Annotated in this window: 15 protein-coding genes and 1 tRNA gene; 12 read left to right on the forward strand and 4 right to left on the reverse strand. The window is 52.7% G+C overall.

Annotated features, from left to right (window positions below; translation table 11 throughout):
* Positions 1-203 precede the first annotated feature (203 nt).
* Positions 204-1,439, forward strand: coding sequence for an L-methionine/branched-chain amino acid transporter (gene yjeH, locus ACH1XZ_RS17560; RefSeq protein ID WP_395596576.1), 1,236 nt, complete (start codon positions 204-206; stop codon positions 1,437-1,439).
* Positions 1,440-1,572: 133 nt separating this feature from the next.
* Here the strand turns inward: yjeH and ACH1XZ_RS17565 are convergent, their stop codons facing one another.
* Complete coding sequence (locus ACH1XZ_RS17565) at positions 1,573-2,049, reverse strand: FxsA family protein (protein ID WP_333497341.1); 477 nt, start codon at positions 2,047-2,049, stop codon at positions 1,573-1,575.
* 337 nt (positions 2,050-2,386) lie between these two features.
* Between ACH1XZ_RS17565 and aspA the strand changes: the two genes are divergently transcribed.
* The 5 genes from aspA to ACH1XZ_RS17590 all read left to right on the forward strand — a co-directional run bounded on the left by aspA (position 2,387) and on the right by ACH1XZ_RS17590 (position 7,968).
* Positions 2,387-3,823, forward strand: coding sequence for an aspartate ammonia-lyase (aspA, locus tag ACH1XZ_RS17570; protein ID WP_395596577.1), 1,437 nt, complete (start codon positions 2,387-2,389; stop codon positions 3,821-3,823).
* Positions 3,824-3,933: 110 nt separating this feature from the next.
* Positions 3,934-5,235, forward strand: coding sequence for an anaerobic C4-dicarboxylate transporter (locus ACH1XZ_RS17575; RefSeq protein ID WP_395596578.1), 1,302 nt, complete (start codon positions 3,934-3,936; stop codon positions 5,233-5,235).
* 105 nt (positions 5,236-5,340) lie between these two features.
* Complete coding sequence (cutA, locus tag ACH1XZ_RS17580; RefSeq protein WP_395596579.1) at positions 5,341-5,664, forward strand: divalent cation tolerance protein CutA; 324 nt, start codon at positions 5,341-5,343, stop codon at positions 5,662-5,664.
* Complete coding sequence (locus ACH1XZ_RS17585; protein ID WP_395596580.1) at positions 5,640-7,346, forward strand: protein-disulfide reductase DsbD; 1,707 nt, start codon at positions 5,640-5,642, stop codon at positions 7,344-7,346. The genes cutA and ACH1XZ_RS17585 overlap by 25 nt, the downstream gene beginning before the upstream one ends.
* A gap of 46 nt (positions 7,347-7,392) precedes the next feature.
* Positions 7,393-7,968 (forward strand): transcriptional regulator, encoded by a 576-nt coding sequence (locus ACH1XZ_RS17590; protein ID WP_395596581.1) that lies wholly within the window; start codon positions 7,393-7,395, stop codon positions 7,966-7,968.
* On the opposite strand, the gene ACH1XZ_RS17595 is transcribed toward ACH1XZ_RS17590, so the two are convergent.
* Positions 7,965-8,555 (reverse strand): LysE family translocator, encoded by a 591-nt coding sequence (locus ACH1XZ_RS17595; protein ID WP_395596582.1) that lies wholly within the window; start codon positions 8,553-8,555, stop codon positions 7,965-7,967. The genes ACH1XZ_RS17590 and ACH1XZ_RS17595 overlap by 4 nt on opposite strands.
* A gap of 36 nt (positions 8,556-8,591) precedes the next feature.
* Complete coding sequence (locus tag ACH1XZ_RS17600) at positions 8,592-9,440, reverse strand: AraC family transcriptional regulator (protein ID WP_220439661.1); 849 nt, start codon at positions 9,438-9,440, stop codon at positions 8,592-8,594.
* A 169-nt stretch (positions 9,441-9,609) separates the two neighbouring features.
* Between ACH1XZ_RS17600 and ACH1XZ_RS17605 the strand changes: the two genes are divergently transcribed.
* The 5 genes from ACH1XZ_RS17605 to ACH1XZ_RS17625 all read left to right on the forward strand — a co-directional run bounded on the left by ACH1XZ_RS17605 (position 9,610) and on the right by ACH1XZ_RS17625 (position 13,421).
* Positions 9,610-9,685 (forward strand) — tRNA-Phe (locus ACH1XZ_RS17605).
* Positions 9,686-9,880: 195 nt separating this feature from the next.
* Entirely contained in the window at positions 9,881-11,143 is a 1,263-nt protein-coding gene (locus ACH1XZ_RS17610; protein ID WP_270502554.1) for a tyrosine-type recombinase/integrase, read from the forward strand.
* A 248-nt stretch (positions 11,144-11,391) separates the two neighbouring features.
* On the forward strand, positions 11,392-11,823 hold the full coding sequence (locus ACH1XZ_RS17615; protein WP_005123253.1) for a DUF6530 family protein: 432 nt from the start codon (positions 11,392-11,394) through the stop codon (positions 11,821-11,823).
* A gap of 91 nt (positions 11,824-11,914) precedes the next feature.
* Positions 11,915-12,517, forward strand: a complete 603-nt coding sequence (locus tag ACH1XZ_RS17620) for a hypothetical protein (protein ID WP_270502555.1) — start codon at positions 11,915-11,917, stop codon at positions 12,515-12,517.
* Positions 12,507-13,421, forward strand: coding sequence for a Kiwa anti-phage protein KwaB-like domain-containing protein (locus ACH1XZ_RS17625; protein ID WP_270502556.1), 915 nt, complete (start codon positions 12,507-12,509; stop codon positions 13,419-13,421). The genes ACH1XZ_RS17620 and ACH1XZ_RS17625 overlap by 11 nt, the downstream gene beginning before the upstream one ends.
* Positions 13,422-13,482: 61 nt before the next feature.
* Here the strand turns inward: ACH1XZ_RS17625 and ACH1XZ_RS17630 are convergent, their stop codons facing one another.
* Entirely contained in the window at positions 13,483-13,881 is a 399-nt protein-coding gene (locus tag ACH1XZ_RS17630) for a hypothetical protein (protein ID WP_270502557.1), read from the reverse strand.
* Between the two features lie 274 nt (positions 13,882-14,155).
* On the opposite strand from ACH1XZ_RS17630, the gene ACH1XZ_RS17635 reads away from it, so the two are divergent.
* Positions 14,156-15,187, forward strand: a complete 1,032-nt coding sequence (locus ACH1XZ_RS17635; RefSeq protein ID WP_270502558.1) for an IS630-like element ISSpu2 family transposase — start codon at positions 14,156-14,158, stop codon at positions 15,185-15,187.
* The last annotated feature ends 611 nt before the right edge of the window (positions 15,188-15,798 follow it).

A 15,798-nucleotide genomic window follows, 5' to 3' on the forward strand; every position in this document is an offset into this window, starting at 1 on the left:
GTAAGCGGTTTTCCGGCTAGTGCCTGAGAGATGGGGATGGTTATTTTGCCCTTCAAGGGGGCACCCTAAAAAAAATTTTGTTCGGCGATGCAATCGCGATAAATCGCTGTATTGCCAGCGTAGAACAGCACAATGACGCGGGGCCGCCGGGAGAGGGGATGTGGTAATATTTTGCTCTTTTTGCAAGGGTGTGGACGAGGGACATGGCAGGACTTAAACAGGAGCTCGGGTTAGCTCAGGGAGTAGGATTACTATCGACGTCGCTGCTCGGCACCGGCGTCTTTGCCGTCCCGGCGCTGGGGGCGCTGGTTGCTGGCGACAACAGCCTGTGGGCGTGGCCCGCGTTAATCGTGCTGGTCTTTCCGGTCGCTATCGTTTTTGCCCTCCTCGGCCGACACTTCCCCAGCGCAGGCGGCGTGGCGCACTTCGTCGAGATGGCCTTTGGCCCTCGTCTCGCCCGCGTCACCGGCTGGCTGTTCCTCTCGGTTATCCCGGTTGGCCTGCCCGCCGCGCTGCATATTGCTTCGGGTTTTACCCAGGCGCTGTTCGGCTGGCATGGCTGGCAGCTGCTAATGGCGGAAGTGGCAACGCTGGCAATCGTCTGGTGGTTGGGCTCACGCGGCGCCAGCTCCAGCGCTAATTTGCAGACGCTGGTCGCCATTTTGATCGTTGCCCTGCTGGCCGCCATTTGGGTCTACGGCGATATCTCGGTAAAAGCGATCCCCTTCCCAGCCCTGCCTGATATCGACAGTTCACAGCTTTTCGCCGCGCTGTCGGTGATGTTCTGGTGCTTTGTCGGCCTGGAGGCGTTTGCCCATATGGCCTCGGAATTCCGCAACCCGGAGCGCGACTTCCCGCGCGCGCTGATTATCGGCCTGCTGCTGGCGGGCGTGGTCTACTGGGCCTGTACCGTACTGGTACTGCACTTCCATGCCTACGGCGCCGCTAATACCGCTGCGGCCTCGCTACCAACCATCGTGGTACAGCTTTTCGGCGTGAAAGCGCTGTGGGTGGCGAGCGTCGTCGGCTTCCTTGCCTGCTTCGCCAGCCTCAATATCTATATTCAGAGCTTCGCCCGGCTGGTGTGGTCGCAGGCGCAGTCCACGCCGGATAGCTATCTGGCGCGCCTGTCGCCGGGGCTGGTACCGCGCAATGCGCTGAGCGTGGTGATTGGTAGTTGCATGGTGAGCACGCTTGCCAGCTACTGGCTGAACATCAATCTCGACGCGCTGATCGTCTACGCCAACGGCATCTTTATTATGATTTATCTGCTGTGCATGCTGGCGGGATGCCGGTTGCTGAGCGGGCGCTACCGCGCATTATCCGTCGTGGGCGTAGCGCTGTGCGTGCTGTTGCTGTCGATGGTGGGATGGAAGAGCCTGTACGCGATCGTGATGCTGGCGGCGCTGTGGGTGCTGCTGCCGAAAAGGAAGGCCTAGCGACAGAGTTGCCGGATGGCGGCGTTGCCTTATCCGGCCTACGCGCCATTTGTAGGCCTGATAAGCGTAGCGCCATCAGGCAATAAAAAAGCCGGAGGCTCAACGCGTTCCGGCTTTTTATTATCGCCACCACTTACGGGCGATTATCGTCTTTGTGATCCAACTGGTCTGGTCGCTCGTCCTTACGCTGATACTCACCGTCAAACGTCTGCCCGCCCGTGGTACCGCCCGCAAACCCGCCGCCCGGCATCCGATTAAAGTGCAGATACGGCATCAACTTCACGGTGAGGTGTTTCTGCACCGGCGGCAGCAACAGCACCAGACCTAAGAAGTCGGTAAAGAACCCTGGCAACAGCAGCAGCAAACCGGCGAGGATCAGCGACACGCTTTTGATCATCTCGGCCGCCGGGCTTTCGCCCGCCTGCATTTTTTCCTGCATCAGCATCAGGTTTTTGAAGCCCTGATTGCGCACCAGCGACATGCCGATGACGGAGGTAAAAATAACCAGCACTAACGTCAGCAGGACGCCAAACACATGGGCGACCTGGATAAAAATCGATATCTCAATGTAAACATAGAGAAAAATGGCAATTAACGGTATCCAGCGCACTGGCATCTCCTGTTCGAAAAATCACGCGATTCGCGCGTTTGCAGCGATTCACAGCCCGCTGCACTACTTTTAGATGGTGGTGATTCGCCGTATTTCAATCAGCGCCTATCCATATTTTTGTCAACGATGGTCAAGCGGTGACTCATTTCACAAATCAATAATTCTTATCCGCTCCGTCTGATAATAAGTGATCCAGATTACTGCAATCCGCTATTATCAGCATATGATCATGGACACCGGGCCGATTAAGGAAATAATCTGCGGTCATAAAACGCATAACCATTCAGATTATGCGCATTTGGTGAAATCATTGGCAGCTCGCAAATAGAAGGTTCACATGCTAAACAACATTCGTATCGAAGAAGATCTGTTGGGTACCAGGGAAGTTCCGGCTGACGCTTACTACGGCGTTCATACTCTGAGAGCGATTGAAAACTTTTACATCAGTAACAGCAAAATCAGCGACATCCCGGAATTTGTCCGTGGGATGGTGATGGTGAAAAAAGCAGCGGCCCTGGCGAACAAAGAACTGCAAACAATCCCTAAAGGCGTGGCGAATGCCATTATTGCTGCCTGTGATGAAGTCCTGAATAACGGCAAATGCATGGATCAGTTCCCGGTAGACGTTTACCAGGGCGGTGCCGGCACCTCCGTTAACATGAACACCAACGAGGTACTGGCAAACATTGGCCTGGAGCTGATGGGTCACCAGAAAGGCGAATACCAGTATCTGAACCCGAACGACCACGTCAACAAATGCCAGTCCACCAACGATGCCTACCCAACCGGTTTCCGCATCGCGGTGTACACCTCTATTCTGAAGCTGATTGATGCGATTAATCAGTTGGGCGAAGGCTTCCAGCGCAAAGCGGCGGAATTCCAGGACATCCTGAAAATGGGTCGTACCCAGCTGCAGGACGCGGTACCGATGACTCTGGGCCAGGAGTTCCACGCGTTCAACGTGCTGCTGACCGAAGAAACCAAAAACCTGCTGCGCACCGCAGAACTGCTGCTGGAAGTGAACCTCGGCGCGACCGCTATCGGTACCCGCCTGAACACCCCGGACGGCTATCAGCAACTGGCAGTGCAGAAGCTGGCGGAAGTCAGTAACCTGGCGGTTGTCCCGGCGGAAGACCTGATTGAAGCGACCTCCGACTGCGGCGCCTACGTGATGGTGCACAGCTCGCTGAAACGCCTGGCGGTGAAAATGTCGAAGATCTGTAACGACCTTCGCCTGCTCTCCTCCGGCCCACGCGCTGGCCTGAACGAAATCAACCTGCCGGAACTGCAAGCGGGCTCGTCCATCATGCCAGCCAAAGTGAACCCAGTGGTGCCAGAAGTGGTGAACCAGGTCTGCTTCAAGGTTATTGGCAACGACACCACCGTCACCATGGCGTCTGAAGCCGGTCAGCTGCAGCTGAACGTGATGGAGCCAGTCATTGGCCAGGCGCTGTTTGAGTCTATCCACATCCTGACCAACGCCTGCTACAACCTGCTGGAAAAATGTATCGACGGCATCACCGCGAACAAAGAAGTGTGCGAAAGCTACGTCTATAACTCAATTGGTATCGTCACCTACCTCAACCCGTTCATCGGCCACCACAACGGCGACATCGTCGGTAAAATCTGTGCCGAAACCGGTAAGAGCGTGCGTGAAGTGGTGCTGGAGCGCGGCCTGCTGACGGAAACGGAGCTGGACGATATCTTCTCTCCGCAGAACCTGATGCATCCGGCCTATAAAGCGAAGCGCTATACCGATGAAAGCGAACAGTAGTCTTTCTAACTAATAAACTGAGGCATGTCATGATGACATGCCTTTTTTGTTTCTATAATTCACGAAAACACAACAATTACATATCAACTTGTTAAACAAGGAAGGCTACTATGTTTGGAGCAGAACTGGTCATTGTGCTTCTTGCCATTTATCTGGGGGCAAGACTTGGCGGCATTGGTATCGGCTTCGCCGGCGGTTTCGGCGTGCTGGTGCTGACGCTCATCTTTCAAATTAAACCCGGTGCGATACCCTTTGACGTTATTGAAATCATCATGGCGGTTATCGCTGCCATTGCCGCGATGCAAATCGCCGGCGGGATGGATTATCTCGTCAGTCTGGCCGAGCGACTGCTCCGCCGCCACCCTAAATACATCACCTTCTTAGCGCCGCTGGTCACCTGGTTTATGACCATTCTGGCGGGTACCGGGCACACCGCGTTCTCCACGCTGCCGGTCATCACCGAAGTGGCCAAAGAGCAGGGTATCCGCCCTTCTCGCCCACTCTCTATTGCCGTGGTGGCCTCGCAGATTGCGATTACCGCCTCACCCATCTCTGCGGCGGTGGTGTTCTTCGCCGGTATCCTCGAACCGATGGGCGTAAGCTACCTGACGCTGCTGGCTATCTGTATTCCGGTCACGCTGATTGCCGTCATGCTCACCGCCGTTGTCTGTAACTTCCTCGGCTGCGAGCTGAAAGATGACCCGGTGTATCAGGAACGTCTGGCAAAAGGCGAAGTGCGCCTGCGCGGCAGCAAAGTGTTTGAGCTGAAGCCGCATGCGAAACGCTCCGTCCTGCTGTTCCTGATTGGTATTGTGGCGGTGATGTTCTACGCCACCGCCATCAGCGACACCGTTGGGCTGATTCAGAACCCGATACTGCCGCGTAACGAAGCGATTGTGGTATTCATGCTGACCATCGCCACGCTGATTTGCATCACTTGTAAAGTCGATACCGGCGAGATCCTCAACGCCAGCACCTTTAAGTCCGGCATGAGCGCCTGCGTGTGCGTACTGGGCGTCGCATGGCTGGGTGATACCTTCGTGAAAGCGCATATCACCGACATTCAGGCGGTAGCGGGCGACCTGCTGCATAACTACCCGTGGCTGCTGGCGGTGGTGCTGTTCTTTGCCGCCACCCTGCTTTACTCCCAGGCGGCGACCACCAAAGCGCTGATGCCTGCGGCGCTGATGCTCGGCGTCACCCCATTAACAGCCATTGCCTCTTTTGCGGCGGTTTCCGCGCTGTTCGTGCTGCCAACCTACCCAACGCTGCTGGCGGCGGTAGAAATGGATGACACCGGCTCCACCCGTATCGGCAAATACGTGTTTAACCACGCCTTCCTGATCCCGGGCGTTATCGCCATTACGCTGTGCGTGATCTTCGGTTTTATCTTCGGCGGCCTGATGCTCTAATCCGCTGTAAAAATCATTAAAGTCGGGCCGCGCTGCGGCCCGATTCATTCAAACCCCATTCCCCACCGTGCTATAGTGCCTCTTTTCATCGATACGAGGTTTGCAATGAGTATTCCCGACGCTGTTGTGGTTCTCTGTACTGCTCCTGATGAAGCCACCGCCCAGGATCTGGCGGCGAAAGTGCTGGCGGAAAAGCTGGCGGCCTGCGCCACGCTGCTGCCCGGCGCAACATCGCTCTACTACTGGGAGGGGAAACTCGAACAGGAGTATGAAGTGCAGATGCTGCTGAAAACCGACCACGCGCACCAGCAAGCGCTGCTCGATTGTCTGAAGACTCACCACCCGTATCAAACGCCCGAACTTCTGGTTTTACCCGTTACTCACGCAGATACTGATTACCTCTCATGGCTCAACGCTTCCTTACGCTGATTCTGCTGCTGTGCAGCACCTCAGCCTTTGCCGGGCTGTTCGACGCGCCCGGCCGCACTCATTTCGTTCCTGCTGATCAGGCCTTCGCCTTTGATTTTCAGCAAAACCAGCACGATGTGAACCTCACCTGGCAGGTGAAAGACGGCTACTACCTCTACCGCAAACAGGTGCAGGTGACCCCGGCTAACGCCAGCATCGCCCCGCTTCAGATGCCCAACGGCGAGTGGCATAGCGACGAGTTTTACGGCAAAAGCGAAATCTATCGCCACAGCCTGACCGTGCCGGTGACGCTAACCCAAGCGAACGCCGGCGCGACGCTCACCGTCACCTACCAGGGCTGTGCCGATGCGGGCTTCTGCTACCCGCCGGAAACCAAAACCGTACCATTGAGCGCGGTCGCCCAAGCCGCGCAGACACCTCCCCCTCTCCCCTCCGGGGAGAGGGCCGGGGTGAGGGGCAACACCAGCGCGGACTTACCGTTCTCCGCCCTCTGGGCCCTATTAATCGGCATCGGCATCGCCTTCACCCCCTGCGTGTTACCGATGTACCCGCTGATCTCCGGCATGGTCCTCGGCGGTAAACAGCGCCTCTCCACCGCCCGCGCGCTGCTGCTGGCCTTTATCTACGTGCAGGGCATGGCGCTCACCTACACCGCGCTCGGCCTGGTGGTGGCCGCTGCCGGGATGCAGTTCCAGGCGGCGCTTCAACATCCGTACGTGCTGATTGGTCTGTCGGCAGTATTTATCCTGCTGGCGCTGTCGATGTTTGGTGCCTTCTCGCTGCAATTGCCATCGTCGCTGCAAACCCGCCTCACCCTGATGAGCAATCGCCAGCAGGGCGGCTCGATGGGCGGCGTATTTGCCATGGGGGCAATTGCCGGGCTTATCTGCTCGCCGTGCACCACCGCGCCGCTGAGCGCCATTCTGCTGTACATCGCCCAAAGCGGTAATCTGTGGCTCGGCGGCGGTACGCTGTACCTTTACGCGCTGGGGATGGGTCTGCCGCTGATTCTGGTGACGGTATTCGGCAACCGCCTGCTGCCAAAAAGCGGGCCGTGGATGGCGCACGTCAAAACCGCCTTTGGCTTTGTGATCCTCGCCCTGCCGGTGTTCCTGCTGGAACGCATTATTGGCGACGTCTGGGGGCTACGGCTGTGGTCGATGCTCGGCGTGGCGTTCTTCGGCTGGGCGTTTATTACTAGCCTGGGTTTGCAAAAACCGTGGCAGCGCATTGGGCAAATACTCCTGCTCGCTGCCGCGCTGATTAGCGTGCGCCCGTTACAGGATTGGGCCTTTGGCACCACCGTGGCGCAAAGCCAATCGCACCTCAACTTTACCCGCATCAGCAATGTTGAAACACTGAACGCGGCGCTCGCCAACGCTCAGGGTAAGCCGGTGATGCTCGACCTGTACGCCGACTGGTGCGTGGCCTGCAAAGAGTTTGAGAAGTACACCTTCAGCGACCCGCAGGTACAGCAGGCGCTGCAAAACACGGTACTGCTACAGGCGGACGTGACCGCCAACAGCGCCGAGGACGTGGCGCTGCTAAAACATTTACAGGTTCTGGGCCTGCCGACCATTCTCTTCTTTGACGAGAACGGCAACGAGCAGCCCGCACTACGGGTGACCGGATTCAAGGATGCCGCCGCGTTCCGCGCACATTTGCGCGATCGCCAACCGTAGACAACACTTTTAGACGGGAAACTGTCAGGAACGGAGGAGAAACACCGTGCAACGCGAAGACGTACTGGGAGAAGCTCTACAGCTCCTTGAGCAAGAAGGGATTGCGAGCACCACGCTGGAGATGGTTGCCGAACGCGTAGATCGCCCGCTGGACGAACTGCGCCGTTTCTGGCCGGACAGCGAAGCGCTGCTGTATGACGCGCTGCGCTACCTGAGCCAGCAGGTGGAGACCTGGCGTCGCCAGTTGATGCTTAATGAGGAACTGACCCCCGAGCAAAAACTGCTGGCCCGCTACACCGCGCTGACCGAATGCGTGGCGAAAAACCGCTATCCTGGCTGCCTGTTTATCGCCGCCTGTACCTTCTACCCGGAGGCGGATCACCCGATTCACCAGCTCGCCGAGCAGCAGAAGCAGGCCGCCTATGAGTACAGCCATCAGCTGTTAAGTCAGCTGGAAGTGGATGACCCGCCAATGGTCGCCAAACAGATGCAACTGGTGCTGGAAGGCTGCCTGAGCCGCATGCTGGTCAGCCGCAGCCAGGCCGACGTGGACACCGCGCACCGTCTTGCCGAAGACATCCTGCGCTTTGCCCAGTGCCGCCAGAACGGCGCGCTGACCTAAGCCAGCATCCCCGCCCACGCGGAGACCAACAGGCACAGCGCCATCAGCCGCTGAAACCGCACCATCGCTACGGTGGTGCGGAACACCCGGTTCACCGCTTTCCCCAGCCACGCCCAGCACATCAGACACGCCACCGAGATCAGCAAAAACCACAGCGCCATCAGCGCCACCTCACGTACCGCGTGTTCGCCCGCCGGAGCAAACAGGCTCACCACCGCCAGCGCCATCATCCAGGTTTTCGGGTTTATCACCTGCAACAGCGCCGCCGCTTTCGCGGTAAAGCGATGATGTGACTGCCCGGCAATATTCGCCGCCGGCGCGCAGAACAGCTGCCAGCTCATCCACGTCAGCCACAGCACGCCCGCCCAGCTCATCACCAGGCGCACCAGCGGATACTGGCGCAATAGCTCACCCGCGCCCGCGCCGGAGACCAGAACAATTAAACTTGCCGCTACGCAGCCGCTGACGAGCGCCGGAATAGTCGCCCGCACGCCATAGTGCTGGCTATTGGTCAGAACAAGGATATTGGTCGGCCCCGGCGTTATCGACGCGACAAAAGCAAACAGCAGAAACGGCATGATATTCACAGGTGACTCCTTATTATTAGAGCCCCGACTGTGCCGTTATTTATTGGAAACGTCTGGAAGGTTTGTGCACAACCGACGGTAGTGGGCCGGTGAGATGCGATACGCCCGCTGGAACCAGCGTCCGAGGTGGCTCTGGTCGGCAAAGCCGAGCGTCGCCGCCACGTCCACCGGCTGCTCGCCCAGCGACAGCAGCTGGCGCGCTTTCGCCAACCGCAGCTGGATCAACCACGCGTGTGGGGCCAGGTTGAACTCACGCTTAAAGCTGCGCGTGAGGGTAAAACGGTCGGTACCCGTCTCCCGCGCTAAATCAGACAGCCCGATATTGTCGCCCATATGCGCATGCAGATAATCCCGCGCCCGATGGGCAATCGCCGAGCTTTGAATCGCCGACGGCAGTCGCTTGCGCCACTGGCAGTGCGCGGTCAGCTGCGCCAGCAGGCCGTCCATGCTGCTCTGCTGCACAATGCGCATCTCATCGGTATGCAGCGTGCTGAACGTCTCGCCAATCGCCCGTACCAGCTGCGGTTCGCGGGTGAGCGTTTGGTTAAAGTGCAGCGAATAGCTGTCCGGCGTGGCGTCATACAGCCCGCGCAACGTGTTGGTCAGCCAGCGTTCGTCGAGGTAAAAGGTGAGATAGGTAAAGCCACCGGCCACCGGCGCTTCACCGTCGTGAATTTCCCCCGGCTCCAGCAGAAAGGCATCGCCCGGCACGCTATGGTGACGCTCGCGACGACAGTGAAACTGCTGGGTGCCAGACAGCGTGATCCCCACCAGATAGCTATCATGCCAGTGCGGGTCAAACGCGTACCCTTCAAAGTGCGCTTTGATTGTCTCAATGCCCGTATCGGCATGCTGTCGCAGCTCAAGCCAGTCTTTCGTTGCCATACCGCCCCCCTCTCACCGCCAGCATTGCCCGATTGCCGCGCCGATGTCTGGAAGATTTGTGCAATCCCCCGACGCAAACGCGTAGATTGCCGCAATAGTAAGCAGTTGAACAGCTTTTCGGTGAATTTGGTTGACGTGAAGGAGCGACTACGGTTTAATGCGCCTCGTTGCCCGGATAGCTCAGTCGGTAGAGCAGGGGATTGAAAATCCCCGTGTCCTTGGTTCGATTCCGAGTCCGGGCACCAAATTCATATCAACGGACCTCCACGGAGGTCCGTTTTTGCATTCTAAGCCCGCAAAAATCAACCCTTCTACAATCCCTTAACTCCACCCAACTCAATCAACTTCAACCCGCATCAAGTCCCTTGCGAGGGTACAACTGAGGGTATAGTCTGATTCGATAAAATTTATACCCCTTTTACTATCAGGAGATACCGCCAATGGCGCTCACTGACGCTAAAATCCGTGCAGCTAAACCGGATGAAAAACCTTATAAACTTGCAGACAGCGGCAACATGTTTTTGCTCGTTCACCCTAACGGCTCGCGCTACTGGCGGCTCCGCTACCGGTTTCTGGGCAAAGAGAAAACGCTCGCTCTGGGTATCTATCCTGAAGTCTCGTTATCAGAGGCAAGGGAAAAACGCGATACGGCGAGGAAGCTGATAGCTGAGGGAACTGACCCGTGCGAACATAAACGGATCAAAAAGTCTGTGCCTGAAACAGCTCAGACATTCGAAGGCATCGCAAGGCAGTGGCATAAGAGCAACAAAAAATGGTCAGCTTCACACAGTGAGAAGATACTTAAAAGCCTCGAAACTCATGTGTTTCCCTTTATTGGCTCACGTGACATTACCACCCTCAGAACTCCCGATTTACTTGTTCCAGTAAAGGCAGCCGAAGCCAAAGAGATCTATGAGATTGCAGCGCGCCTTCAGCAGCGTATCACTGCAATCATGCGCTATGCTGCCCAGTCAGGCATTATCACCTATAACCCCGCCGTTGATATGGCTGGCGCTTTAACGACAGTGAAACGCCAGCACCGCCCTGCCCTCGCCTTAAATCGCATTTCAGAGCTACTTGAACGATTGGATGCATACAGAGGGCAACCTCTCACCCGACTGACAACTAAACTTACCCTGCTCATCTTCATCCGTTCCAGTGAACTACGCTTTGCCAGGTGGTCTGAGATCGACGTTAAGAAAGCCATGTGGACCATTCCTCCTGAGCGGGAACCTATTGAAGGGGTCAAGTATTCCCATCGTGGCTCAAAAATGCGAACAGAGCATCTTGTGCCACTCTCTACTCAGGCGCTGAATATACTGCAGCAGATCCACACGATCAGCGGAGAACATGAACTGATTTTCACCGGCGATCACAATCCATGGAAACCCATGAGTGAAAATACCGTGAATAACGCACTGCGACTGATGGGCTACGATACAAAGGTCGATGTCTGTGGTCACGGATTCCGGGCAATGGCCTGCAGTTCGTTGATTGAATCAGGATTATGGTCGAGAGATGCGGTTGAACGTCAGATGAGCCATCAGGAGCGTAATGGCGTACGGGCGGCTTACATTCACAAGGCGGAGTTTCTGGATGAACGAAGACTGATGCTGCAATGGTGGGGGGATTTTATCGACGCAAACATTCACGAGGTTGTTTCTCCTTTTGACTACGCCAGAGTCAATAATCCACTGAGATAATCAGGATTTCACTTATAAGCCTCGTAATCAGCCATCCAGCCTTTACGGTTGGCTGGCTTCACCTTCTGGATTTTTTTTTGTAAAGACTGACAGCAAACCGTACGAAACAGAATCAGATAAATACCCGGCTTTCCATTAACCATTTAAATTAAAACAACAAACATATAATGTTATATTTACAGAATTTTATAATTTAGTAAAATCTGTAAATTGTGCAGTATCTGATATCAATCCAGAGGCTACTGACCATGAAGATCCCCGTTTATCTGAAACATAAACCTGTCATTACTGTCGAAAATTATGATCGTATTGATGGTCCATACGCTGACGACAGCGATGCCAAAGGCCTGTCAGTCGGCATCGCGCAGTGGAATTCCCCCGGCTGGACAGAGTTGTCAGCTAAAGTCTGGCGCAATACCGGAGAAAAATGGTCAAGGCAGTCAGAAGAACTTCCTCTGCACAGGGTGATAGACCTTGCAACCCTAGTCTGTATCGTGATGGATTACAGCAGGAATGGGCGTCTGTCTTCTGATGATGATTTTCCGGTCAGTCGGGCGGGAGATAACCCGGACCTGGAACATCACACGGAACTAATGAAAAAAGAACTAAAGCAGAATCACAGATATCTGGATGAGAGTCTTAAACGACTTGCTGTCGAATTAAAAAGGGCCGGCTACTGACCGTTGTGGAAGCATCCGGCTGGTTAAACACCTTCCCGGTTGTCATCAAATATTGGTAAGATGTGAGTTTCCCCACAGGTTAGGAGGTAAAATGACCCCAAGGCTGCCGTTTGCGTTTGCTGTATTTCTGGGCTCATATTTGCCACTTAGTATGATCCTGCTCATTCAGGATTTTGATGACAGTAAATATAAAAGGCATCTTTGCTTTGATTTACTGACATCTGACTCCTGTAACCTGCCGTTTAAGGAACCATTACTGTCCGTCAGTTTATTTCTCATCTGCCTGGTATGTTTTCTTATTTCATGGCTTATATTAAAACTGGCTAAAAGCGATGAGCAAAAAATCAGGATTCTGGAAGTAAAGTATACGCCGTCAGACCTGATGAACTATGTTCTCCCTTACATTGTTTCGTTCATGAGCATTAATTACCAAGAAACCAACAAATTTTTTGGGTTTATTGTATTTCTTCTCTGGCTCTTCTGGCTGTCTTATAAGACCGGACAAATAATACTCAACCCTATACTTATCGTATTCAACTGGAAAATGTATGAAGTAACTTATCGACATCCAGGTAGCAAAAACACACACTCAGGTGTGGTATTATCAAACCTGAGTATTTCCCCTGATTCTGATTACGAATATCAGACAATACAGTCTGTCATTATTATTAGTGGAGATAAGGATGAAACTTAAAGAATTACAGGATTTTGATATCCAGAGTGCAACACTTTCTGTCTGGGTGTTCAGGAAACAGACAGTAAAAAGTAACCCGGTATACAGGGGGAAATGGATCACTGTTGTTCCTGAACTCAAAACTGAACTGACGGAATTTATTTGTGCTGAAAGAGGAAAATACACGGAGACTATTGAGTATTCACTGCTGGCCCAGAACAATGAAGCCAGCCTGATGCTGATTGGTTCCGGAGAAACCTCTGCGGTTGCAATTACAGCACTATCTGCGGACCAGACACAGGCCAGAAAAGTAAAAGAAATCAAAGAACTGGTGAACTGTGATTTTTACTCTGTGAAACTGGTGTCCGGAGATACTGTACTACATTGTGTCAAAAAAACAGATCCATCATGGGCAACGAAAAAACAATCCGGATTACGATCTGTTGTTTTCAAAAACAATAAATTAAAAATAGATGACACCCCTCGTTTTAACATAGCAAAAGATTTCGATTTTTATATTCTTGGTGACAATGTTTTCATCAAAAACAAAAAAACGTTTGAATCCCTTCTGAGTTATAAAAAAGCTCACCTTACTAACTTTAACGATCTCGTTGATGAACCAGAATTCAGTCAGCTCTTTACTGATGCCGGGCCACTAAAAAGATATGTCGGAACAAACGCAATGCAGCTAAGAAGAGCATCGGCCATAAAAGAAAAAGGATTCTATAAGTTACCGGAGTTTATGGCAAGCCTCAGGGAACATGCCTCGCGGTTCCGGCTGAATCTTCAGTTTGATGAACAGGGCAGGATTATTGCCAGTGATGCCTGCTGTTCCGATATATTTCAGGCCCTGCTTGACCATCGCCTGCAGTCACACTTTGCCGCACATATCTACGATGTTCCGAATGCGTCACCAATTCAGTAAAAAAGTCAGGGATGAATTTTCCATCATCCCTGATTCAATACCTGCTAAATCAACCCCCACCTCATTTTTCTACGGATATATCAGTTATAATACCTGTCTCAGCCTCACGGAATCCTTCCTGTATCATTCTTTTATATCTGGCCAGTGCCCTATCCCTGCGTTCTTCTTTACTCAATGTGGGAACGCCATAATGAATAACATCGCCATCAAACCGGAAATCTTTCAGGTCTTTCCAGGCAAATTGAGTCCAGAAAGTAACGACATAACCATGGACAACCCCCACCTCTCCCAGGGTCTTTTTAAGAGGGACTTTTTTGCCATCAAAGACCAAAGAATGATTAAGCGATACCTGAATGTTTTCGTCTGAAAATGTCGCTGGTTTCGGAAGGCGGAAAAAATTCCGCAGAATGTTGATTACATCTCCCGCAGTAAAGCTCCCCGCCACAGGGATCCGAAACACGGAATCCTGTCGACTGGAATACAAAAAAATATCAAAAGGTGAATCTTCCAGTTGTTGCCGGAGCTCTTCGGTATAGCGTACTGAAAAGGTATTACTAATGGCTGAAACAAATTTGTTTTGAGGAACATCGAGAAACTTTCTGAAATTACGTTCTGAATCGCCACGGATAATCTAAATAACTGTTCGGAATAGTAGATCACTTTGAGGGAACTCAGCCCGAATTGTGCGATCTGATCAATCGCTGAATATCCCAAATCACCAACCGGACTGAGCGATGCCGATCATAGCACCAATTCCCCGTGACGAACGACGCCTGATGCAGAAAGCTATCCATAAAACGCGTGATAAAAATTATGCCCGCAGACTGACCGCCATGCTGATGTTGCACCGGGGCGAGCGCGTCAGTCATGTGGCCAGAACACTCTGCTGTGCCCGCTCATCGATTGGTCGCTGGATTAACTGGTTCACTCTGTCTGGTGCTGAAGGCCTGAAGTCATTACCGTCAGGACGTGGCAGGCGCTGGCCGTTCGAACATATTTGCGCATTGCTGCGTGAGCTTGTGAAGCATTCTCCCGGCGATTTCGGTTATCAGCGTTCCCGCTGGAGTACCGAACTGCTGGCGATAAAAATCCGTGATGTCACCGGTTGTCCGCTACATGCCTCAACCATCCGGAGATGGTTACCTGCTGCCGGGCTGGTATGGCGCAGAGCAGCGCCGACACTGCGTATCCGTGACCCACACAAAGAAGAAAAAATGGTCGCTATCCATGAAGCACTGGCGAAATGCAGTGCGGAAAATCCCGTGTTTTACGAAGCTGAAGTGGATATTCATCTCAACCCGAAAATCGGTGCTGACTGGCAGTTACGCGGGCAGCAAAAACGTGTTGTCACACCGGGCCAGAATGAAAAGTACTATCTTGCCGGTGCGCTGCACAGCGGTACGGGAAAAGTCAGCTACGTAGGTGGAAACAGTAAAGGTTCATCTTTATTTATCAGACTGTTAAAACATCTTAAGGCGACATACCGGCGGGCAAAAACGATTACGCTCATTGTCGATAACTACATTATCCACAAAAGCCGTGAAACGTTGCGCTGGCTGAAAGCAAACCAGAAGTTCAGGGTCATTTATCAGCCGGTTTACTCGCCATGGGTCAATCATGTCGAACGGTTGTGGCAGGCGCTTCATGAGACAATAACCCGAAATCACCAGTGCCGTTCAATGTGGCAACTGTTGAAAAAGGTTCATCACTTTATGGATACCGTCAGCCCATTCCCCGGTGGAAAACACGGGCTGGATAAAGTGTAGCGGTATTAGGATCAGTTATTTAGCCCTGTACTAAAAAGTCTTCCAATTTAATCGTGCGCGGAATCGATTCATAAAATGATTTTAACAAACATTGATGGATGGACAAAACCACATTGTATATTCCGTTAGAAAAAATTCACTACACCCTTTTTTAGATTCATAGATACTTGCATCAGATCACGGACATATAATCAAGAAGGTGATAGTGAATGAAAATTTCATGCATATTAAATTAAAAACACTCCTATCTCCAAAAAGTATATTTCAAGGTTTCCATTAACATTCCCGCCTGCCACTTTACGTACACTCATCCTTCCACGCATACACAAAACACTGCAACTAATAAACAACTACATTAAGGTATCAAATACAGATTACATCGGCGAAAACAAGAACTGTAACCCTACCTACATCACAAGTAAAGACGGCAGCATACTTGTGATTTATCGGCATTTCTGGCATGATCTTTAGTGTGTTAAATACAGATTAATCAGTTGAATCAACATTCTAATTGTACACACTGGAAAAATGTCAGACGCTGAGATACATTCACGGAATGTATGTTTTATGTGGAGATATCCTCCCATGTTTCATGGTAAGGCCTACGAATT

Source organism: Kluyvera chengduensis, assembly GCF_044197065.1.
GTDB lineage: Bacteria > Pseudomonadota > Gammaproteobacteria > Enterobacterales > Enterobacteriaceae > Kluyvera > Kluyvera ascorbata_C.

What these genes read in the sequence shown, in the direction of transcription:
- ACH1XZ_RS17575 (WP_395596578.1), top strand. Translation starts at nt 3,934, where the DNA reads ATGTTTGGAGCAGAACTGGTCATTGTGCTTCTTGCCATTTATCTGGGG.
- cutA (WP_395596579.1), top strand. Translation starts at nt 5,341, where the DNA reads ATGAGTATTCCCGACGCTGTTGTGGTTCTCTGTACTGCTCCTGATGAA.
- ACH1XZ_RS17610 (WP_270502554.1), top strand. Translation starts at nt 9,881, where the DNA reads ATGGCGCTCACTGACGCTAAAATCCGTGCAGCTAAACCGGATGAAAAA.
- ACH1XZ_RS17615 (WP_005123253.1), top strand. Translation starts at nt 11,392, where the DNA reads ATGAAGATCCCCGTTTATCTGAAACATAAACCTGTCATTACTGTCGAA.
- ACH1XZ_RS17585 (WP_395596580.1), top strand. Translation starts at nt 5,640, where the DNA reads ATGGCTCAACGCTTCCTTACGCTGATTCTGCTGCTGTGCAGCACCTCA.
- aspA (WP_395596577.1), top strand. Translation starts at nt 2,387, where the DNA reads ATGCTAAACAACATTCGTATCGAAGAAGATCTGTTGGGTACCAGGGAA.
- ACH1XZ_RS17620 (WP_270502555.1), top strand. Translation starts at nt 11,915, where the DNA reads ATGACCCCAAGGCTGCCGTTTGCGTTTGCTGTATTTCTGGGCTCATAT.
- ACH1XZ_RS17600 (WP_220439661.1), bottom strand. Translation starts at nt 9,440, where the DNA reads ATGGCAACGAAAGACTGGCTTGAGCTGCGACAGCATGCCGATACGGGC.
- ACH1XZ_RS17625 (WP_270502556.1), top strand. Translation starts at nt 12,507, where the DNA reads ATGAAACTTAAAGAATTACAGGATTTTGATATCCAGAGTGCAACACTT.
- ACH1XZ_RS17635 (WP_270502558.1), top strand. Translation starts at nt 14,156, where the DNA reads ATGCCGATCATAGCACCAATTCCCCGTGACGAACGACGCCTGATGCAG.
- yjeH (WP_395596576.1), top strand. Translation starts at nt 204, where the DNA reads ATGGCAGGACTTAAACAGGAGCTCGGGTTAGCTCAGGGAGTAGGATTA.